Source organism: Mannheimia haemolytica (assembly GCA_900638155.1).
GTDB lineage: Bacteria > Pseudomonadota > Gammaproteobacteria > Enterobacterales > Pasteurellaceae > Mannheimia > Mannheimia glucosida.
In genome coordinates, this window is record LR134495.1 from 675,358 (window position 1) to 696,027 (window position 20,670).

General features: G+C 41.8%; 27 protein-coding genes. 23 read left to right on the top strand and 4 right to left on the bottom strand.

All coding sequences use genetic code 11. The features are described from left to right. Positions 1–77 precede the first annotated feature (77 nt). Both EL242_RS03555 and EL242_RS03560 read right to left on the bottom strand, forming a co-directional pair. Positions 78–2,114 (bottom strand): ABC transporter permease, encoded by a 2,037-nt coding sequence (locus EL242_RS03555; protein ID WP_126301528.1) that lies wholly within the window; start codon positions 2,112–2,114, stop codon positions 78–80. Positions 2,115–2,181: 67 nt separating this feature from the next. Continuing rightward, positions 2,182–3,216, bottom strand: coding sequence for an ABC transporter substrate-binding protein (locus tag EL242_RS03560; RefSeq protein ID WP_126301529.1), 1,035 nt, complete (start codon positions 3,214–3,216; stop codon positions 2,182–2,184). A 254-nt stretch (positions 3,217–3,470) separates the two neighbouring features. Between EL242_RS03560 and EL242_RS03565 the strand changes: the two genes are divergently transcribed. The 22 genes from EL242_RS03565 (at position 3,471) to gntR (ending at position 17,559) form a co-directional block, all read left to right on the top strand. Beyond that, on the top strand, positions 3,471–3,641 hold the full coding sequence (locus tag EL242_RS03565) for a glycine zipper 2TM domain-containing protein (protein WP_370501622.1): 171 nt from the start codon (positions 3,471–3,473) through the stop codon (positions 3,639–3,641). A 156-nt stretch (positions 3,642–3,797) separates the two neighbouring features. Continuing rightward, on the top strand, positions 3,798–4,559 hold the full coding sequence (locus EL242_RS03570) for a DeoR/GlpR family DNA-binding transcription regulator (RefSeq protein WP_006251516.1): 762 nt from the start codon (positions 3,798–3,800) through the stop codon (positions 4,557–4,559). A 47-nt stretch (positions 4,560–4,606) separates the two neighbouring features. Further along, positions 4,607–6,442, top strand: a complete 1,836-nt coding sequence (gene glmS / locus EL242_RS03575; protein WP_126301530.1) for a glutamine--fructose-6-phosphate transaminase (isomerizing) — start codon at positions 4,607–4,609, stop codon at positions 6,440–6,442. A 234-nt stretch (positions 6,443–6,676) separates the two neighbouring features. After that, positions 6,677–7,048: a 50S ribosomal protein L14 gene (gene rplN, locus EL242_RS03580; protein WP_005711998.1), complete on the top strand. Its 372-nt coding sequence runs from the start codon at positions 6,677–6,679 to the stop codon at positions 7,046–7,048. A 10-nt stretch (positions 7,049–7,058) separates the two neighbouring features. Continuing rightward, the gene (gene rplX, locus EL242_RS03585) at positions 7,059–7,370 is read left to right on the top strand and encodes a 50S ribosomal protein L24 (protein ID WP_126301531.1); all 312 of its coding nucleotides are present in this window, start codon (positions 7,059–7,061) and stop codon (positions 7,368–7,370) included. 17 nt (positions 7,371–7,387) lie between these two features. Further along, positions 7,388–7,927 (top strand): 50S ribosomal protein L5, encoded by a 540-nt coding sequence (gene rplE, locus EL242_RS03590; RefSeq protein WP_126301532.1) that lies wholly within the window; start codon positions 7,388–7,390, stop codon positions 7,925–7,927. 11 nt (positions 7,928–7,938) lie between these two features. Continuing rightward, on the top strand, positions 7,939–8,244 hold the full coding sequence (gene rpsN, locus EL242_RS03595) for a 30S ribosomal protein S14 (RefSeq protein WP_126301533.1): 306 nt from the start codon (positions 7,939–7,941) through the stop codon (positions 8,242–8,244). A 36-nt stretch (positions 8,245–8,280) separates the two neighbouring features. Further along, positions 8,281–8,673: a 30S ribosomal protein S8 gene (rpsH, locus tag EL242_RS03600; protein WP_006250025.1), complete on the top strand. Its 393-nt coding sequence runs from the start codon at positions 8,281–8,283 to the stop codon at positions 8,671–8,673. A gap of 16 nt (positions 8,674–8,689) precedes the next feature. Then, entirely contained in the window at positions 8,690–9,223 is a 534-nt protein-coding gene (gene rplF / locus EL242_RS03605) for a 50S ribosomal protein L6 (RefSeq protein WP_126301534.1), read from the top strand. Positions 9,224–9,237: 14 nt separating this feature from the next. Then, complete coding sequence (gene rplR, locus EL242_RS03610) at positions 9,238–9,591, top strand: 50S ribosomal protein L18 (RefSeq protein WP_126301535.1); 354 nt, start codon at positions 9,238–9,240, stop codon at positions 9,589–9,591. Between the two features lie 14 nt (positions 9,592–9,605). Beyond that, positions 9,606–10,106, top strand: a complete 501-nt coding sequence (rpsE, locus tag EL242_RS03615; RefSeq protein WP_005705945.1) for a 30S ribosomal protein S5 — start codon at positions 9,606–9,608, stop codon at positions 10,104–10,106. Positions 10,107–10,112: 6 nt separating this feature from the next. After that, entirely contained in the window at positions 10,113–10,289 is a 177-nt protein-coding gene (rpmD, locus tag EL242_RS03620; RefSeq protein ID WP_006250021.1) for a 50S ribosomal protein L30, read from the top strand. 4 nt (positions 10,290–10,293) lie between these two features. Further along, a complete protein-coding gene (gene rplO / locus EL242_RS03625; protein WP_126301536.1) occupies positions 10,294–10,728 on the top strand; it encodes a 50S ribosomal protein L15 in 435 nt (144 codons plus the stop codon). A gap of 2 nt (positions 10,729–10,730) precedes the next feature. Continuing rightward, positions 10,731–12,050 (top strand): preprotein translocase subunit SecY, encoded by a 1,320-nt coding sequence (secY, locus tag EL242_RS03630; RefSeq protein ID WP_006251510.1) that lies wholly within the window; start codon positions 10,731–10,733, stop codon positions 12,048–12,050. A gap of 24 nt (positions 12,051–12,074) precedes the next feature. Continuing rightward, on the top strand, positions 12,075–12,188 hold the full coding sequence (gene rpmJ, locus EL242_RS03635; RefSeq protein WP_006250018.1) for a 50S ribosomal protein L36: 114 nt from the start codon (positions 12,075–12,077) through the stop codon (positions 12,186–12,188). 137 nt (positions 12,189–12,325) lie between these two features. Continuing rightward, a complete protein-coding gene (gene rpsM, locus EL242_RS03640; RefSeq protein WP_005599322.1) occupies positions 12,326–12,682 on the top strand; it encodes a 30S ribosomal protein S13 in 357 nt (118 codons plus the stop codon). A gap of 16 nt (positions 12,683–12,698) precedes the next feature. Continuing rightward, complete coding sequence (gene rpsK / locus EL242_RS03645) at positions 12,699–13,088, top strand: 30S ribosomal protein S11 (RefSeq protein WP_005705959.1); 390 nt, start codon at positions 12,699–12,701, stop codon at positions 13,086–13,088. Positions 13,089–13,116: 28 nt separating this feature from the next. Next, positions 13,117–13,743: a 30S ribosomal protein S4 gene (gene rpsD, locus EL242_RS03650; protein ID WP_006250017.1), complete on the top strand. Its 627-nt coding sequence runs from the start codon at positions 13,117–13,119 to the stop codon at positions 13,741–13,743. Between the two features lie 30 nt (positions 13,744–13,773). After that, positions 13,774–14,763, top strand: a complete 990-nt coding sequence (locus tag EL242_RS03655; protein WP_006250016.1) for a DNA-directed RNA polymerase subunit alpha — start codon at positions 13,774–13,776, stop codon at positions 14,761–14,763. Between the two features lie 35 nt (positions 14,764–14,798). Then, positions 14,799–15,185 (top strand): 50S ribosomal protein L17, encoded by a 387-nt coding sequence (gene rplQ / locus EL242_RS03660; protein WP_006250015.1) that lies wholly within the window; start codon positions 14,799–14,801, stop codon positions 15,183–15,185. 122 nt (positions 15,186–15,307) lie between these two features. Further along, positions 15,308–16,468: a XylR family transcriptional regulator gene (locus EL242_RS03665; protein ID WP_006250014.1), complete on the top strand. Its 1,161-nt coding sequence runs from the start codon at positions 15,308–15,310 to the stop codon at positions 16,466–16,468. 92 nt (positions 16,469–16,560) lie between these two features. Then, positions 16,561–17,559, top strand: coding sequence for a gluconate operon transcriptional repressor GntR (gntR, locus tag EL242_RS03670; RefSeq protein ID WP_126301537.1), 999 nt, complete (start codon positions 16,561–16,563; stop codon positions 17,557–17,559). Between the two features lie 53 nt (positions 17,560–17,612). Here gntR and EL242_RS03675 read toward each other — a convergent pair whose 3' ends face one another. After that, complete coding sequence (locus EL242_RS03675; RefSeq protein WP_126301538.1) at positions 17,613–18,128, bottom strand: gluconokinase; 516 nt, start codon at positions 18,126–18,128, stop codon at positions 17,613–17,615. A gap of 186 nt (positions 18,129–18,314) precedes the next feature. Here EL242_RS03675 and EL242_RS03680 point away from each other — a divergent pair, with 186 nt between their 5' ends. Further along, on the top strand, positions 18,315–19,664 hold the full coding sequence (locus tag EL242_RS03680) for a GntP family permease (RefSeq protein WP_126301539.1): 1,350 nt from the start codon (positions 18,315–18,317) through the stop codon (positions 19,662–19,664). An 84-nt stretch (positions 19,665–19,748) separates the two neighbouring features. On the opposite strand, the gene hypT is transcribed toward EL242_RS03680, so the two are convergent. After that, positions 19,749–20,663: a hypochlorite stress DNA-binding transcriptional regulator HypT gene (hypT, locus tag EL242_RS03685; RefSeq protein WP_126301540.1), complete on the bottom strand. Its 915-nt coding sequence runs from the start codon at positions 20,661–20,663 to the stop codon at positions 19,749–19,751. Between the last annotated feature and the right edge of the window lie 7 nt (positions 20,664–20,670).

A 20,670-nucleotide genomic window follows, 5' to 3' on the forward strand; every position in this document is an offset into this window, starting at 1 on the left:
AGAAATCATCAATACGTGGACTTACGTCCACCCTACAAAATTGTTTGCTCAGCCATTAGTACTATGAAAGAGCTAACTTACATCTTTTTCGCCTTAGAGCGGGCGATGCGGGTGTCGCCGACAATCCAGTCAAAAATCAGGATAATCGCCATCATCACCACAATTAAAATTGAGCCGTAGGCAATCGCAATGCCGTATTCACCGTCTTCCACACGGTTGAGAATGTAGGAGGTTGCCACACGGGTGTCGGCAGTGACTAAGAACACAATCGCACTCACGGTGGTCATTGCTCGCACAAAGCTGGTGACGAGGGCGGAGAGCAGAGCCGGTTTGAGCAGCGGTAACACCACAAACAGCATTGTTTTGAACGAACCGGCTTTCAGCGAGAGCGAGGCTTCGTCCAGCGATTTATCTAACTGCCCCAAGCCGGCAATCGCCGCTCGCATACCCACCGGCATATTCCGCATTACCATTGAGAGAATAATGATCATACCGGTGCCGGTTAGGTAAATCGGGGCATCGTTAAAGGCAAGAATGTAAGAGACGCCTGCCACCGTTCCCGGCACGGCAAAGCAGAGCAGGGTTAAAAATTCTAGGGTTTTCTTACCGTTGAAATCACGCCGAACTGTCACATAGGCGATCAGCAAGCCGAATAGCGCAGTAATCGGAGCGGCAGCGGCAGCGAAAATCACGGTTTGAATTAATGATGGGAAACCGCCATCGCTAAACCCTTGCCCGAATAGCTTGATGTAGTTATCAAGCGTTAAAGTATAATCCACGCCCCAGTTCACGGTAAAACTGCCGTAGAAAATACTGCCGTACAGCACTAAGTTGAAAGTTCCCCAGAACAATAAGGTGCAAATAATCAGCCATTTCATACCGCTTGGTAAGTCTTGCACATCGCCTCGATAAGATTTGCCGGACACCGTCACATAAGAGCGATTGCCGATCCAGAGGTATTGGATCACGAAAATGGCTAGGGAGAATACCAACAAAATTGCTCCGAGCGTGCTGGCGGAGGCGTAATCCAGTTGAGAACCAGCAATGTAGAAGTAGATTTGGGTTGCAATCACATCAAAGCTACCGCCCAACACTAACGGCGTACTGAAGTCGGCGAGGGATTGAATTGCCACTACTAAAAAGGAGTTTGCGAGCGCTGGTTTTAACAACGGGAAAATGATGTTAAAAAAGGCTTGATAGCGGTTGGAACGCAAGGTGTAAGCCGCTTCTTCCACCGAAGGGTGAATGGATTTCAACGCCCCTTCCAAAATCATAAACGACATTGGCGTGAGCGCGAGGGTATGGGCGATCACAATACCGGTGAAACCATACAGCCAGTTATTGGCAAAGCCGAAATAATCGACTAGAAATTCTGTCACATAGCCGGAACGCCCAAGCATTAGGGTTACGCCTAAACCGACCACAAACGGCGGCGTGACGATGGGTAAAATCGAGAAAATCCGCCCGATAAACGCGGAGCGTTTGGCAATTCGAGTGGTGTAGAGGGCAAACGCCAAGCCGAATAGGGTGGAGAGAACGCCGACTGTGCCGGCAACGGAGAGCGAGTTGCCTACCACACGAGCCACATAAGGTTGTTGCAAAATTGTCAGCACTTGGCTTGGCACAAATTCCGAGCCGTTGTAGAACATCGACACAAAAATGGCGATGGTCGGATACACAATAAAAAAGAAAATCAGCAGAATAATGCTCAGTAACGAGCCGATAATAAAGCGGTCACCCTGCATTACTTTGAGCGTTGCTAAATTTTGGGTCGCAAGCCCCATAATGGCAATAATCAACGGCAACACCGCATAACCGAGGCTGATTTTCAGCACAATCGCTGACAGGAAAATAAAGGCGAACAGCACGCCCAGCCCAACTAATTCTAGCTTGGCTCTGGTTTTACAAGCGGTCGAATTTGGCAATAAAAATACCAAAAGCGGTAAAAACCACGCCCAAGTAATGTTGATACTCGACCAGCCCATTGCGGCGAGCAGTTCATCAGAGGTTGAGTCAAACAGACCATAATCTAAGGCTTTAGACGGTAACAAGAGAAAACCGAGTAACCCGATAAGCACCCAAACAAGCGGTCGGGAAAAGGAAAAATTCTGCATAACACCTCACAGATTCTTATAATTAGAGAGGGGATAATTGCTTATCCCCTCAGTGGAAAGATTAACACTATTTCGCTAATTTTACTTCATTTACCCACTTATCAATCAAGCGTTTACGCTCTTCACTCGAGCCGTATTTTTCAAAATCATAATTGATTAAGTTTAAGTTTTTCGGATCAAGTGCGTAAGGCGAGGCTTCTGCTGTGGTGTTGGTTAATACTTGGAACGCATTGCCTTTTTGCCAAGAGAGTTCTTGAGCTTCTTTAGAAAGCGACCAATCCACGAACAGTTTTGCATTATCAAGATTTCTTGCACCTTTGAGGATACTCACACCGCCTAATTCGTAGCCTGTGCCGTCTGTTGGTGCGGTCATTTCAATGTTAGCCCCGTTTTTCTTCTCAATCGCATAGTCGTGTAAGAAACCGATACCGATAGCGGTTTCACCACGGGCGGTATTGCGTGCCGGTGTGATGCCGGATTTGGTATATTGTGAAATGTTTTTGTGTAATTTGCGGAAATAGTCGAAGGCTTTCTCTTCGCCCCAAAGTTGTACGAAGGTCGCAATTGCAGTATAAGCCGTGCCGGAGCTTTGTGGGTCGGCAATTTGGATTTCACCGGCTAGGCGAGGGTCGAGCAAGTCTTCCCAAGTGCTAGGCACTTTTTCAATGCCGAGTTTTTTGATTCGGTCTAAATTCACACCATAACCTAAAATCCCCATATACACAGCCGAAGAGTAGTTGCCTTTTAATTTTGCCGGGTCACGGAATTTCTCGATAATTTGTTCGAGGTTCGGCGATTTATATGGCTCGAGTAAACCCATTTCTGCGGCTTGTGAATGTGGATCTAAGGTACCGCCATACCATACATCAGCTTGAGGATTGTTCTTCTCTGCTTCAATTTTCGCCAATGTACTGCCTGAACCGTTACGCACAAATGCCACTTTAACATCATATTTTTTGCCGAATGCTTGCACTTCTTGCTCACAAAGTTCGTTAGTGGCACTACAATAAACGGTTAAACGACCTTCTGCTAAAGCAGAGTTGGCAAAGGCTGAACCGAGTAATAAAGTCGAGAGTGCCAAAGATAATTTTTTTAATTTCATTTTTATTTCCTTAATGAGTTATCGCATAGATTGCTATACAATATAGCAAGAAATACCATAAAATTCTGTGAGCAAGCTCACAGTTCAATCAACAAGCGGCCTAAATTGTGAAAAAATTTGCAATTCATAGGTGGTAGTAGTTGAACCTTTCTAAATAAATTAAATCTTATAGCATAGCCAAGAATATTGGCTTATTTGAAATTGATTAATTATGAGGGATTATTATGAAATCTATTTTGAAAGTTGTTGGTGCAATGGTATTAATGGTTGCTGTGTCTGGCTGTAACAATATGACAAAAACGCAACGTAATACTGCAATCGGTGCGGCAATTGGCGGTGTGGCTGGTCACGCGATTGGTGAATCTACCGGTGCAACTTTAGGTGGTGCCGCACTTGGTGGCGTGATTGGTAGCCAAATCAAATAATTGCAAAAAATTTCAAGAAATCAACCGCTTGTAAATCAATATTACAAGCGGTTTTATTTTGTATAGATTTTGTAAATTTTGCATTTTCTGCTTTTCTTTTCGCGAGCTTTCTTTATAATGCAAAAGTTTTGAAACGAAATTTAAGTGAAGATTATAATGTCAAAACGTAACACGCAACAACGCCGCCATTTAATTGTTCAAATGGTACAAGAGAAAAATGAAGTGAGTGTAGATGAACTCGCTCATTTCTTTGAGACGTCTGAAGTTACGATTAGAAAAGATTTAACCGCTTTGGAAGAAAGTGGTTTTTTATTGCGTAAGTATGGTGGGGCGGTAAAAATCCCATCAGAAATGATGGAAGAAGCGTTTATCGAACAACTTTCGATTCAAAAGAAAATGATTGCTCAAGCCGCCCGTGATTGTATCCGAGATCATAACCGTATCATTATTGACAGTGGTAGCACGACCGGCGCTTTGGTAAAAGCATTGAACCAAACCGGCTTGGTGGTGATGACGAATTCGCTGAATTTAGCGGCGGAATTGACTTCCCTTGAATGCGAACCAACAGTGTTGATGACCGGCGGCACTTGGGATAGCCGTTCTGAATCCTTCCAAGGCAAGGTAGCGGAACAGGTGTTACGTTCATACGATTTCGATCAGCTTTTTATTGGTGCGGACGGTTTAGATTTGGCTCGAGGCACGACTACCTTTAATGAATTAGTCGGCTTAAGTCAGGTAATGGCAGAAGTGAGCCGTGAAGTAATTGTGCTAATTGAATCGCAAAAGATTGGTCGAAAAATGCCGAATATTGAATTGGAATGGCAAAATATTACCAAAATTATTACCGACAGCCAGTTAAGTTTTGAAACGAAAGAACAAATCGAAAAAATGGGTGTCGAAGTGGTTATTGCAAAATAGCAGTAGCTCAAATGAATCTTTAAACTTAAACATAGGAAAGCAAATTTATGTGTGGAATTGTAGGTGCAGTAGCACAACGTGATATCGCAGAAATCTTGGTTGATGGTTTACATCGCTTAGAATACCGTGGATATGACTCAGCTGGTGTAGCAGTATTAAATGCAGATGATAAAACAATGCAAATTGTACGCCGTGTCGGTAAAGTGAAAGCCTTAGATGAAGCGTTAGACACTAAGCCACTATTAGGCGGCACTGGGATCGCACACACTCGCTGGGCAACGCACGGCGAGCCGTCAGAAACTAACGCTCACCCACATCGTAGCGGTAAAATTGCTGTGGTTCACAATGGGATCATCGAAAACTACGAAGAGTTAAAAGTAGTGTTACAAGAGCGTGGTTATGTGTTCCAATCTCAAACCGATACCGAAGTAATTGCTCATTTGGTGGAATGGGAATTGCGTTCTGCCTCTTCATTATTAGAAGCGGTACAAAAAACCGTGGTACAACTGCGCGGTGCTTACGGCACAGTAGTGTTAAATGAAGAAGAGCCGGATCATTTAATTGTGGCTCGTTCAGGCAGCCCGTTAGTGATTGGTTACGGTGTGGGCGAGAACTTCCTCGCTTCAGACCAGCTTGCGTTATTAAGTGTAACTCGCCGTTTTGCTTATTTAGAAGAAGGCGATGTAGCGGAAATTACCCGTCGCACAGTGGATATTTATGACCGTGAAGGCAACAAAGTAGAACGTGAAATTCACGAAGGTAACTTTGAAGCAGATGCGGCAGACAAAGGGCAATATCGTCACTATATGCAAAAAGAAATCTTTGAGCAGCCGGTTGCGATTATGAACACCTTAGATGGTCGTATCAAAGACGGTAAAGTAGATATTTCAGCCATTGCACCGAATGCGGCAGAGATTTTATCGAAAGTAGAACACGTTCAAATTGTGGCTTGTGGTACATCTTACAATGCCGGTATGGTTTCACGTTATTGGTTTGAATCCATTGCAGGCGTGAGTTGTGATGTGGAAATTGCCTCAGAATTCCGTTACCGTAAATTCGTTACTCGCCCGAACAGCTTGTTAATCACCCTTTCACAATCAGGCGAAACCGCGGACACGTTAGCTGCACTTCGTTTAGCGAAAGAGTCAGGTTATATGGCGGCAATGACGGTATGTAATGTGGCAAGTTCTTCATTAGTGCGTGAATCCGATTTTGAGTTCTTAACTAAAGCCGGTGTGGAAATTGGGGTAGCATCAACCAAAGCGTTTACTACCCAATTAACCTGCTTGTTATTGTTAAATGTCGCGATTGGACGCTTACAAGGCAGAATGAGTGAGGAGCAAGAACACCATATCGTGCAATCTTTACAACGCTTACCAGCACAAATTGAAAGTGCGTTAGTGTTCGATAAACAAATCGAAAAATTATCGGAAGATTTTGCGGATAAACACCACACATTGTTCTTAGGTCGTGGAGAATATTACCCGATTGCGATGGAATCTGCATTGAAATTAAAAGAGATTTCATATATTCACGCAGAAGCTTATGCCGCAGGCGAGTTAAAACACGGCCCGTTAGCATTAATTGATAGCGATATGCCGGTAGTGGTGGTAGCACCGGAAAATGACTTGCTTGAGAAAGTGAAATCCAATATTGAAGAAGTGCGTGCAAGAGGCGGTCAGTTATATGTGTTTGCCGATCACGATGCAGGTTTTGAAGAAGCAGAAGGCTTCAAAACGATTGTAATGCCGAAAGTTGATGAAGTAACCGCACCGATTTTCTACACCGTGCCGTTACAACTACTTTCATATCACATTGCCTTAATCAAAGGAACGGACGTTGACCAACCTCGTAACCTTGCAAAAGCGGTGACTGTAGAGTAATGTTAGTTAAACCCCATAGTTAAACCCCAAGATATCTTGGGGTTTTTATATGAGTTATAGGACAGTTTATTGATAGTTGAAACAATTTATAAATAAGCTTACTTAAACTATTAAATTAGCTTAAAAATTCACTTGATTAATGAGTGGTTTTTGTAGTATATTTTGCACCCTGTTTATCTTGTGTAAACAGGTTCGTCCCGAAAGGGTGTTTTTTTATTTTAACGGAGCACTAATATGATCCAAGAACAGACTATGCTGGACGTTGCTGATAACTCAGGGGCTCGTAGCGTAATGTGTATCAAGGTTCTAGGTGGATCGCACCGTCGTTACGCTGCTATTGGCGATATCATTAAAGTTACTGTAAAAGAAGCAATTCCACGCGGTAAAGTTAAAAAAGGTGATGTGTTAAAAGCAGTTGTTGTGCGCACCAAGAAGGGTGTTCGTCGCCCAGATGGCGCAGTTATTCGTTTCGATGGCAATGCTTGTGTAATTTTAAACAATAACACTGAGCAACCAATCGGTACTCGTATTTTTGGACCGGTGACTCGTGAACTTCGTTCTGAGAAGTTTATGAAAATCATCTCTTTAGCTCCAGAAGTACTATAAGGAGAATGTAATGGCTGCAAAAATCCGTCAAAACGATGAAGTAATTGTTCTTACCGGTAAAGATAAGGGCAAACGTGGTAAGGTAACTAAAGTGTTACCAAATGGTAAAGTTTTTGTTGAGGGTATCAACATCATCACTAAACACGAGAAACCAGTTCCTGCATTAGGTAAAGCTGGCGGTTTAGTGAAAAAAGAAGCGGCAATCGATGTTTCAAACGTTGCAATCTTCAACCCTGAAACCAACAAAGCTGACCGTGTAGGATTTAGATTCGAAGATGGCAAAAAAGTGCGTTTCTTCAAATCTAACGAGAAATCAATTTAATTAACTGGAGTAATGTGATGGCGAAACTGCATGATTACTACAGAGATACAGTAGTTAATGAATTAAAAGAGAAATTCAACTACTCATCTGTCATGCAAGTCCCACGAATCGAAAAGATTACCCTGAATATGGGTGTGGGTGAAGCATTGACCGACAAAAAACTGTTAGATAACGCAGTAGCGGATTTAGCAGCAATCAGCGGTCAAAAACCTTTAGTAACCAAAGCTCGCAAATCTGTTGCAGGCTTTAAAATCCGTCAAGGGTATCCAATCGGTTGCAAAGTAACCCTACGTGGTGAACGTATGTGGGAATTCTTTGAAAGATTGATTACTATCGCTGTTCCACGTATCCGTGACTTCCGTGGTTTAAACGCTAAGTCATTCGATGGTCGTGGTAATTACAGTATGGGTGTTCGTGAGCAAATCATTTTCCCTGAAATCGACTACGATAAAGTAGATCGTGTACGTGGTTTAGATATTACTATCACCACTTCAGCGAAAACTGATGAAGAAGGTCAAGCTTTATTAGCTGCTTTCAATTTCCCATTCCGTAAATAAGGTAGGTTATCGTGGCAAAACAATCAATGATCGCACGCGATGTAAAACGTGCTAAATTAGCTGATAAATTCTACGCAAAACGTGAAGAATTAAAGAAAATCATCTCTGATGTAAATGCATCTGATGAAGAGCGTTGGGACGCAGTGTTGAAGTTACAAACACTTCCACGTGACTCTAGCCCAATCCGTCAGCGTAATCGTTGCCGCCAAACTGGTCGCCCACACGGTGTACTTCGTAAGTTTGGTTTAAGCCGTATTAAGGTTCGTGAAGCTGCTATGCGCGGTGAAATTCCGGGTCTTAAGAAAGCAAGCTGGTAATAACCTCTTTTAATTTGGAATCATGGGAGTAAATACATGAGCATGCAAGATCCAATCGCAGATATGCTGACCCGTATTCGTAACGGTCAAGCTGCGAATAAAGTTGCAATCAGTATGCCTTCATCTAAGTTAAAAGTTGCTATTGCAAATGTTTTAGCTGAAGAAGGTTATATCGAAAGCGTTAAAGTTGTTGAAGGTGTTAAACCTGAACTGGAAATTACTTTAAAATATTTCCAAAACAAACCGGTTGTAGAAAGTATTCAACGTGTTAGCCGTCCTGGTTTACGTATTTATAAACGTAAAGATGAGTTACCAAAAGTAATGGGTGGTTTAGGTATCGCAGTTGTTTCTACATCTAAAGGTGTAATGACCGACCGTGCTGCACGTCAAGCAGGCCTCGGCGGTGAAATTATCTGTTACGTAGCATAATAGAGAGGTAGGAAAAATGTCTCGTGTTGCAAAAGCACCTGTTAATATTCCTGCCGGTGTTGAGGTAAAACTTAACGGTCAGCTATTAACAGTTAAAGGTAAAAACGGCGAGTTATCTCGTGAAATTCACAATGCAGTTGAAGTAAAACAAGAAGCTGATGCATTAACTTTCGCTCCACGTGAAGGTATTGCTAATGCAGATGCTCAAGCAGGTACGGCTCGTGCACTAGTAAATAATATGGTGATCGGAGTTACTGAAGGCTTTACTAAGAAATTGCAATTAGTGGGTGTTGGTTATAGAGCACAAATGAAAGGCAATGCTGTTGCTTTAAGTTTAGGTTTCTCTCACCCAGTAGAACACGCGTTGCCAGCAGGTGTAACTGGTGAATGTCCATCACAAACAGAAATTATTCTGAAAAGTGCTGACAAGCAGTTAATTGGCCAAGTGGCAGCAGATATTCGTGCATATCGCAAACCTGAACCTTATAAAGGTAAAGGTGTACGTTACTCTGATGAAGTAGTACGTACTAAAGAAGCGAAGAAAAAGTAAAGTAAGGTAACACTATGGATAAGAAAATAGCTCGTATCCGTCGTGCAAGCCGTGCACGTCATTTAATGAGAGAGCAAGGTGCAACACGTTTAGTTGTGCATCGCACACCTCGCCATATTTATGCGCAGGTAATTGCACCTAATGGCTCAGAAGTACTAGCAGCAGCTTCAACTGTTGAAAAAGTAATTAAAGAGCAAGTTAAATATACCGGTAATAAAGAAGCCGCAGCAGTAGTGGGTAAAATCGTTGCTGAGCGTGCAATTGCCAAAGGTATTCAAGCGGTTGCTTTTGATCGTTCTGGTTTCAAATACCACGGTCGTGTGCAATCATTAGCAGATGCTGCTCGTGAAGCTGGTCTACAGTTCTAATAGAGGAATTTGAGATGTCAAACATCGAAAAACAAGCTGGTGAACTGCAGGAAAAGCTAATCGCGGTTAACCGTGTTTCAAAAACCGTAAAAGGTGGTCGTATTATGAGTTTCACTGCTTTAACAGTAGTGGGCGATGGTAACGGTCGTGTAGGTTTTGGTTACGGTAAAGCACGTGAAGTTCCAGCAGCAATCCAAAAAGCGATGGAAAAAGCTCGTCGCAATATGATCAATGTAGCTTTAAATGAAGGTACATTACAACATCCAGTTAAAGGTTCACATACAGGTTCACGCGTATTTATGCAACCAGCAAGCGAAGGTACAGGTATCATCGCTGGTGGTGCAATGCGTGCAGTATTAGAAGTTGCGGGTGTTCGTAACGTTCTTTCTAAAGCGTATGGTTCAACTAACCCAATTAACGTTGTTCGTGCAACAATCGATGCACTTGAGAACATGAAATCACCTGAAATGGTTGCTGCAAAACGTGGCAAAACAGTTGAAGAAATTTTGGGGTAATTGGATATGGCAAAAATTAAAGTAACTCAAACTCGTAGCTCTATCGCTCGTTTACCGAAACATAAAGCAACGTTAAAAGGCTTAGGTCTTCGTCATATTCGTCATACTGTAGAACTTGAAGATACACCAGCAGTGCGTGGTATGATCAATCAAGTGTCTTATATGGTTAAAGTAGAGGAGTAATAGAATGCGTTTAAATTCTCTTTCTCCAGCTGAAGGTGCTAAGCACAGTGCAAAACGTCTAGGTCGTGGTATTGGTTCCGGTTTAGGTAAAACTGGTGGACGTGGCCATAAAGGTCAAAAATCTCGTACAGGCGGCGGTGTTCGTCGTGGTTTCGAGGGTGGTCAAATGCCTTTATATCGTCGTTTACCAAAATTTGGTTTTACTTCATTAAAATCATTCCATGTGGCTGAAATTCGTTTAAACGACTTAGCTAAAGTAGATGGCAACGAAGTAACTTTAGAGACATTAAAAGCAGCAAACATCATTACTAAAGATATTTTATCTGCTAAAGTAATTTTAGCAGGTAAAATTGAAAAAGCAGTTGTGGTGAAAGGCTTACGTGTAACTAAAGGTGCTAAAGCTGCTATTGAAGCTGCTGGCGGTTCTATCGAGGAATAAAGATGGCAAAGCAACCAGGGTACCAAGGTAGTACACAAAAAGGGACTGGCGAGCTTAAATCAAGACTATTGTTTGTTTTAGGTGCGTTAATCGTTTTCCGTATCGGTTCTTTTATACCTGTTCCTGGCATTGATGCTTCTGTATTATCCGAATTAATTCGACAACAGCAAGGCACCATCATTGATATGTTTAATATGTTCTCTGGTGGTGCTTTAAGCCGTGCATCTATATTTGCACTAGGTATTATGCCTTATATTTCAGCGTCAATTATTATCCAATTATTGACAGCGATTCACCCACCTCTAGCTGAATTAAAGAAAGAAGGTGAAGCAGGTCGTCGGAAAATCAGTAAATATACACGCTATGGCACACTGTTATTAGCATTTATTCAATCTATTGGTATTTCACTAGCCCTACCGAATATGGTACATGGATTAGTTCCTAATCCAAGTATATTATTCTATGTAACTTCTGTAGTAAGCTTAGTGACAGGAACAATGTTCCTAATGTGGCTAGGCGAACAAATCACTGAGCGTGGTATCGGAAACGGTATCTCATTGATTATTTTTGCAGGTATTGTTGCAGATCTTCCAGCAACGATAGGGCAGACAATTGAACAAGCCCGTCAAGGCGAGTTATCATTTATCGTCTTACTACTAGTTGCAATAATTGCATTTGCAGTAACTTATTTTGTTGTTTTTGTTGAACGTGGACAAAGAAGAATAGTTGTAAACTATGCAAGTCGCCAACAAGGTCGAATGATGGCGCCTGCAAGAACTTCTCACTTACCATTAAAAGTGAATATGGCAGGGGTAATACCGGCAATTTTTGCTTCAAGTATTATTTTATTCCCGGCAAGTATTACTCAATGGTTTGGTCAAAGCGAAGGATTTGAGTGGTTATTTAACCTTTCACAACTATTACAGCCAGGTCAACCACTGTATGTTGTATTATTCACAATGGCAGTGATTTTCTTTGCTTTCTTTTATACAGGAATGCAGTATAATCCTCGTGATACAGCGGATAATCTTAAGAAATCAGGTGCGTTTGTACCAGGTTACCGACCAGGCGAACAAACATCTCGTTATATCGATAAAGTAATGACACGTTTAACCTTAATTGGTGCGTTATATATTGCTTTTGTTTGTTTGGTTCCTTACATCATTACGTCGTTATGGAAGGTGCCATTCCAATTAGGTGGTACATCATTATTGATTGTAGTGGTTGTTATTATGGATTTCATCGCACAGGTTCAGAGTCATTTAATGTCTCAACAATATGATTCTGTGTTGAAGAAAGCTAACTTAAAAGGTCTAAATTAATAGGCCGTTAATAAAGGATAAGCAATGAAAGTTCGTGCTTCAGTAAAAAGAATGTGCCGTAATTGTAAAGTAATCAAACGTGAAGGTGTGGTTCGTGTAATTTGTAGCGATCCTAAACACAAACAACGTCAAGGTTAATTTACGCATATTTCTTGCAAAGAACCCGCTGAGCAGTTATACTGCTCAGCTCATTCGTCCTGATATACTGTTTGAGTATCCTGAAACGGGCTTTTCAAGATCAGTATATCAATAAACTTAAATAATAGGAGTGCATAGTGGCCCGTATTGCAGGCATTAACATTCCTGATCAAAAACACACTGTAATCGCATTAACTGCAATTTACGGTATCGGTAAAACTCGTGCAAAAGCCATCTGTGCTGCAACGGGTATTGCCGAAGATGTAAAGATCAGAGAATTGTCTGAAGAGCAGATTGAAAAACTGCGTGAAGAAGTTGGTAAATTTACTGTCGAAGGGGATTTACGTCGTGAAGTAACTTTAAGCATCAAACGTCTTTTAGACTTAGGTTGCTACCGTGGTTTACGTCATCGTCGTAGTTTACCGGTACGTGGTCAACGTACTAAGACTAATGCGCGTACCCGTAAAGGTCCACGCAAACCGATCAAAAAATAGTCGGAGTAGATAAATAATGGCTAAAACACCAGTTCGCGCACGTAAGCGCGTAAAAAAACAGATTGCAGATGGCGTAGCTCATATCCACGCATCTTTCAATAACACAATCGTTACTATTACTGACCGTCAAGGTAATGCTCTAGCTTGGGCAACTGCAGGTGGTTCAGGTTTCCGTGGTTCTCGTAAATCGACTCCATTCGCTGCTCAAGTTGCTGCAGAGCGTTGTGCAGAAATGGTTAAAGAGTTTGGTTTAAAGAATTTGGAAGTTATGGTTAAAGGACCGGGTCCAGGTCGTGAGTCAACAATCCGTGCATTAAATGCAGCAGGTTTCCGTATCACGAATATTACTGATGTGACTCCGATTCCACATAACGGTTGTCGTCCACCGAAAAAACGTCGTGTTTAATTGACGTTAAAAGAATTGGAGAAAGAAAATGGCAAGATATTTGGGTCCTAAGCTCAAGCTAAGCCGTCGTGAAGGTACTGATTTATTCTTAAAATCAGGCGTTCGTGCGATTGAATCAAAATGTAGAAATAGACTTGATGTAGCGCCTGGTCAACATGGTGCTCGCAAGCCACGTTTATCTGACTATGGTAGTCAATTACGTGAAAAACAAAAAGTTCGCCGTATTTATGGTATCTTAGAGCGTCAATTCCGTAATTATTATACAGAAGCGAACCGCTTAAAAGGTAATACCGGTGAAAACTTACTAGTATTATTGGAAGGTCGTTTAGATAACGTAGTTTATCGTATGGGTTTTGCAGCAACACGTGCAGAAGCACGTCAGCTTGTTAGCCATAAATCAATCGTAGTAAACGGTCGTGTAGTAAACATTCCTTCATTCCAAGTTTCTGTTGATGATGTTGTTGCTGTTCGTGAAAAATCGAAAAAACAAGCACGTATTAAAGCATCATTAGAATTAGCAACTCAACGTGAAAAACCAACTTGGTTAGAAGTTGATGCAACTAAAATGGAAGGCGTATTTAAACGTCGTCCAGAGCGTTCTGATCTATCAGCAGATATTAATGAACATCTGATCGTTGAGCTTTACTCTAAATAATAGTTAGCTTAACCGCAAAGAGAGGAAAAAATGCAGGGTTCTGTGACAGAATTTTTAAAGCCGCACTTAGTAAATATTGAACAAGTTAGTTCAACTCATGCTAAAGTGACATTAGAGCCGTTAGAACGTGGTTTTGGCCATACATTAGGTAACGCACTTCGCCGCATTTTACTTTCATCTATGCCGGGTTGTGCAGTTACTGAAGTTGAAATTGATGGTGTACTACATGAGTACAGCAGCAAAGAAGGCGTTCAGGAAGATATTCTTGAGGTATTATTAAACCTTAAAGGTCTAGCGGTAAAAGTGCAAAATAAAGATGATATTATTTTGACACTAAATAAATCTGGAATTGGCCCTGTAACTGCAGCCGACATCACACACGATGGCGATGTAGAAATTGTGAATCCTGATCACGTAATCTGTCATTTAACAGATAAGAATGCGTCAATTAATATGCGCATTCGTGTTCAACGTGGTCGAGGTTATGTTCCTGCATCAGCACGTCTTCATACTCAAAACGATGACCGTCCTATCGGTCGTTTATTAGTAGATGCACGTTTTTCACCTGTAGATCGCATTGCTTACAATGTCGAAGCTGCTCGTGTTGAACAACGTACAGACTTAGATAAACTCGTTATTGAGATGGAAACTAACGGAACGTTAGATCCTGAAGAAGCTATCCGTCGTGCTGCAACGATTTTAGCAGAACAACTTGCTGCATTCGTTGATTTGCGTGATGTTCGTCAACCTGAAGTGAAAGAAGAAAAACCGGAATTTGATCCTATTCTTCTTCGTCCAGTAGATGACCTAGAGCTGACAGTTCGTTCTGCTAACTGTTTGAAAGCAGAGACAATTCACTATATCGGTGATTTAGTACAACGTACAGAAGTTGAACTTCTTAAAACCCCGAACTTGGGTAAAAAATCTCTTACAGAGATTAAGGATGTTCTTGCTTCTCGTGGTTTATCACTCGGTATGCGCCTTGAAAACTGGCCACCTGCAAGTATTGCAGAAGACTAGTTTTTCGGTATAGATTTTCTAAGAAGGAATAGGTTATGCGCCATCGTAAGAGTGGACGTCAATTAAACCGTAACAGCAGCCATCGCCAAGCGATGTTCCGTAATATGGCAAGTGCGCTTGTTGAACACGAAATCATCAAGACAACTTTACCAAAAGCGAAAGAGTTACGCCGTGTAGTTGAGCCGTTAATTACTTTAGCTAAAGCAGACAGCGTTGCAAATCGCCGTTTAGCTTTTGCCCGTACACGCAACGTTGATACAGTTGCTAAATTATTCAATGAATTAGGTCCACGTTTTGCACAACGTGCGGGTGGTTACACTCGCATTTTGAAATGTGGTTTCCGTGCAGGTGATAATGCTCCAATGGCTTACATTGAGTTAGTGGATCGCCCAGAAGTTGCAACTGAAGCAGCTGCGGAATAATCTTAATCAAAATTGAGCTTAAAACCCTGGTAGAAATACCGGGGTTTTATTCTTTTATTCGTTTTGATCAAAAAATAATTTTATTTTATAGTTACTTTTGAAAGTGGGTACTGGAGGAAGTAATGATAGAACAATCTTATAAAATTGCCTTACTTTTTAATGCTAACAAAATTTATGACAGAGGAGTAATGCAGGGCATTGGGCAGTTTATTCAAGCATCACAATGTACTTGGGATATTTTTGTGGAAGATGATTTTGTCTATCATAAAAACAGTATCGAAAGCCTGTCGATTGACGGCATTATTGCCGATTTTGACGATTTGGAAACAGTTGAGCTACTTAAAGATATTGACGTCCCCATTGTAGCAGTAGGCGGTTCTTACCAAAACCCTGACTATTACCCTGACCTTCCTTATGTTGCTACCGACAATTACGCCTTAGTTGAGGCAGCATTTTTACACCTAAAACAAAAAGGAATCAACCAATTTGCGTTTTACGGCTATCCTGCAGAAACGGAAAAACATTGGGCGATAGAGCGAAAAAATGCCTTTATTCAGTTGATGGAAAAATATGAACATCACCCAAATTGTTATATTGGTGATCAATTTCATTCAGATAATTGGGTTGAATTACAAGCCAAATTAGGCGAGTGGTTACAAACCTTACCAGCCCACACGGGCATTATTGCCGTTACTGACGCAAGGGCAAGACACCTGCTTCAAACCTGTGAGCATTTAAAAATCGCTGTACCTGAACAACTTTGCGTGATTGGTATTGATAACGAAGAGTTGATTCAATACCTCTCTCGGGTTTCTCTTTCTTCAGTCACACAAGGAACATCACAAATCGGCTATCACGCTGCGAAGTTATTATATCGAAAATTAAATAATCTACCGGTTTCAACCAAGCCAATTTTAATCCCGCCGGTAAAAGTGGAAGAACGCCGTTCGACCGATTATCGTTCTTTGCAAGACCCAATGGTAATCCAAGCTATGCACTTTATTCGTCACCGAGCTTGCCAAGGCATTAAAGTAGAGCAAGTACTGGATCATCTTAAAATTTCCCGCTCTAACCTTGAACAGCGTTTTAAGCAGGAAATGAATAAGACAATTCACCAGGTGATTCACGAGGAAAAATTAGCAAGAGCAACATATATGCTCAAATTTACCGAGATTTCGACCCAAGAAATTGCCAATGTGTGCGGTTATCCCTCTTTACAATATTTCTATGCCGTGTTTAAAAAAGAGTTTGGTAAAACCCCGAAAGAGTTCAGGCAAGAGTAGTAACAAGCGGTCAATTTCACCGAATATTTTGCAATTATTGCCTTATCTTCAGTTATAATCAGCGAAATTAAATTTTTTCGTTATCTATTCCAATGAGAAAACCGAAACGCCCAACTTTGCAAGACATCGCTACCCATCTCGATATTACCAAAATGACGGTCAGTCGCTTTTTGCGGGATCCAAACACCGTTGCCAAAAAGACCGGCGAGCGGATTGCACAAGCGATAGAGCTGTTTGGCTATATCCCAAACCGTGCACCGGATATTCTCTCGAATGCCAAAAGCCGAGCGATTGGCGTGCTGGTTCCCTCGCTTACCAACCAAGTGTTTGCCGATGTGATTAAAGGCATTGAGCAGATTACCGACCAAGCCGGCTACCAAACTATGCTCGCCCACTATGGTTACAGCGAGCAGAAGGAAGAACAGCGGATTGAGTCGCTGCTTTCGTACAATATTGACGGCATTATTTTATCGGAAAATCACCACTCGCCCCGCACCTTGAAAATGCTGGAGGTGGCGAACATTCCGGTAATAGAGATAATGGAAAGTGGTGAATGTGGGATTCAGCAAGCGGTTGGATTTGACAATATTTCTGCGGCTCAAGCGATGGTAGAAACAATGATTCATCGAGGCTGCCGACAGGTGGTGTATTTTGGGGCGAGAATGGATAAACGCTCTCAGCTGAAAATGCAGGGCTACGAACAGGCAATGCTCAAACACGGCTTAACTCCACACAGTATTACTACCGCAGAGCATTCTTCTTTCACACTTGGAGCAAGCCAGCTAAAACAAGCTTTGGTGCAAATTCCGCAAGTGGACGGCATTTTTTGCACTAATGATGACTTGGCAATCGGGGCATTATTTGAGTGCCAACGGTTAGGCATTAATGTACCGCAGCAGATTAAAATCGCCGGTTTTCACGGCCACGATGTCGGGCAATCCCTCACGCCGCAGCTTGCCAGCGTCATCACACCTCGCCTTGAAATAGGCAGAGTTGCCGCCCAAGAGCTACTCAACCGTATTCACAGTGTACAGCAACAAAGCCCGATTATTAACTTGGGCTATCACATTCATTTGGGGGAAAGTGTGTAGCCTAGACAAGCGGTTGAATTTGCAAAAAAATCCGCAAAATCCACCGCTTGTGATTAAAGCAACGGCTCAACCGCCTTTATGCAATGCTCTACAACCTCGTCAAAATTGCCGTCAATATCAATAAAAATCACATCTGGCTCGTCTGCTTGTGGAATTTCCAGTGTATTGAACTGACTTTGGAGCATTTCCGGTTTCATAAAATGCCCTTTACGTTGTTGCATTCGAGCCAGCACCAGATCAAATGAGCCGTGAAGGAATAGAAATGTCACATCGGCATTGCCTTGTCGGATCTGGTCTCGGTACTTTTTCTTCAATGCTGAGCAGACGATAATCCCTTTTTCGCTTTTTTGTTCAAAACTGAACACTGCATCGTTAATCCGCTCCAACCACGGCGTGCGATCTGCATCATTGAGTGGCGTGCCACTCGCCATTTTCAGAATATTGGCACGAGGGTGTAAGTCGTCCCCATCAATCAATTTCATTCCTAACCGCTGTGCGACCGCCGTTCCCACGCTGGTTTTGCCGGTGCTGGACACCCCCATTAAAATAAATGCTTTGCCGTTTGCCATTGAATTTCCTTGTGTTACTGGTAACGCTCATTTAGCCGTTAATGTAACAGGTTATTCTGAAAAATCATCTGCTATTTCAGGAAAATTTGAAGTAGATCACAATTTTGAAATAAAAGCTCCACAACCGTTTACTCTAAACTGCTTTTTGGTTATGTTACCGATAACAATTTAACCTTAGGAGATCCTATGTTACTGTTCATTATGTTTGCCGCCATCATTTTATTGCTGGTGCTGATTATGAAATTTAAAGTCCACGCTTTTGTGGCATTGATTATCGTGAGCTTGCTCACTGCATTAGCTGCCGGTATTCCGGTGGATAAAATCCTGCCAACATTGTTGAATGGTTTTGGTAGTACGCTGGCATCAGTGGCGTTACTGGTAGGGCTTGGGGCGATGATTGGCCGCTTGCTTGAAATCACCGGCGGGGCGAAAGTGCTTGCCGATACGCTTATCAATAAATTCGGTAAAGAACGTGCGCCTTTTGCGTTGGGCGTTGCCTCGCTGTTATTCGGTTTCCCGATTTTCTTTGATGCCGGCTTGGTGGTGATGTTACCGATTATTTTTAGTGTGGCAAGACAGTTCGGTGGATCGGTATTACGTTATGCGTTTCCGTCTGCCGGTGCGTTTGCGGTAATGCATGCCTTTCTGCCGCCACACCCCGGCCCGGTTGCCTCCGGTGATCTGCTTGGTGTGAATATGGGGCTGCTAGTCTTGGTGGGCTTGGTTTGTGCAATCCCAACGTGGTATATCGGCACTTACCTGTTCAGCCAATTTATCAGCAAACGCATTCACGTTGATTTGCCAAAAGCGTTTTTAAACGGCTTATCAGCAAACGAAATGGCAGTACAAAACCCGCCAAGTTTTGGCAAGGTACTCACGGTGTTGGTGCTGCCGATTATCCTGATTTTGTTTGATACCGGCTTGAATACCCTCTCCGTTGCTAAAGTGATTGATGGCAGTGAAATGTGGGTGCAGGGCCTTCGCTTAATCGGCAAAACCCCTGTTGCTTTACTGATTACCTTAATTGTGGCGATTATGCTGTTGCGGGATAATCGCAGTTTCGACCAAATCGAAAAAATCTGTAACAATGCCCTTGGCCCAATCTGCTCGATTGTCTTAGTGACCGGTGCAGGCGGAATGTTTGGTGGCGTGTTGCGTGCCAGCGGGATTGGCGATGTGTTATCGGAAATGATGAAAGACACCGGAATGCCGATAGTGGTCGCTGCCTTTATTATTGCCACCGTTTTCCGTATTGCACAAGGCTCGGCAACGGTTGCCTTAACCACAACCGCAGCATTAATTGCACCAACTGTCGCAGTAGCCACCGATTTAAGCCAGTTCGACCTCTGCTTTATTGTGATTGCCATTGCCTCCGGCTCTACCGTGCTTTCCCACGTCAATGACTCCGGTTTCTGGCTGATGAGCCGTTTCCTCGAAATGGACGAAAAAACCACCCTCAAAACCTGGACAATGCTTGAAACTTCCATCGGTTTAACCGGTTTTGCCTGTGCATTGATTGGCAGCTGGTTACTCTAATTCCAACCCTGACAAGCGGTCTGTTTTCTTCTAAAATTTGCAAAATTTGGCAGAGAATCGACCGCTTTTTCTTATTATAGAATGTTAGGGTTTATTTAATATATCTTCATTTATAAATTGAATATTTTGTAAATTATCCCAAAACCTTTCTGCTGCATTATTTAGTCTCGTATTCATTCTGTAAATATAACCTTTTATTGGAATAACTAATTCATTTTTGTCTAGTATGATTACTTTTTTATTGTGTAATTCTTCACTAATAGAATATTCAGGAAGCCATGCAATACCTTGATGATTTAGTACCATGTTTTTTAATAACTCAGACATTGATGAAATAAATTTTGTTTTTGTATTTAATTGAATCGTATTAGCTAACTTTCTATTCACTAACCGTCCCATATAGGAATTTGGTGTATAATTTAATAATGGTATGTTTTTATCGTTTAAATTAAATAATGCAGAACCTGTAATATCTATTGGGGAAATAGGGTAAAGCTTAGATTGCATTATTTCTAAAGACATAAATGGGGGTTGCATTAATTTTTCATCATAAAATGAAAAAATAAAATCACTTTTTCCTTCAATTAGAGTATTTACTGTTTGGTCAACATCGATTGCTTCAACGGAATAAATAAAATTTTCATTTGTTTGTGATAATTTCTTAATTAATTTGGGCATAATAGAAAGAGAAAGGGAATGAGCCGCCGCAAATTTAATATTAGGTAAGTTACAATTATGTCCTAATAATTCATCTAGATTATTCTGTAATTGTTGTAATAAGTTTCGCGTTTGTGAATGAAATAGCTTACCTTGTTCTGTGAGTTGTAATGGAATAGAGGTACGATCAAATAACTTCACTCCTACAACCTCTTCTAAAGCTAAAATACGTCTGCTAAATGCAGATTGTGACAAATTTCTTTTTTCTGCTGCCTGAGAAAAATGGCGGCATTCTTCTAGCGTTAAGAAATCTTCTAACCATTTTGTTTCTATGTTTTTCATATCCTAA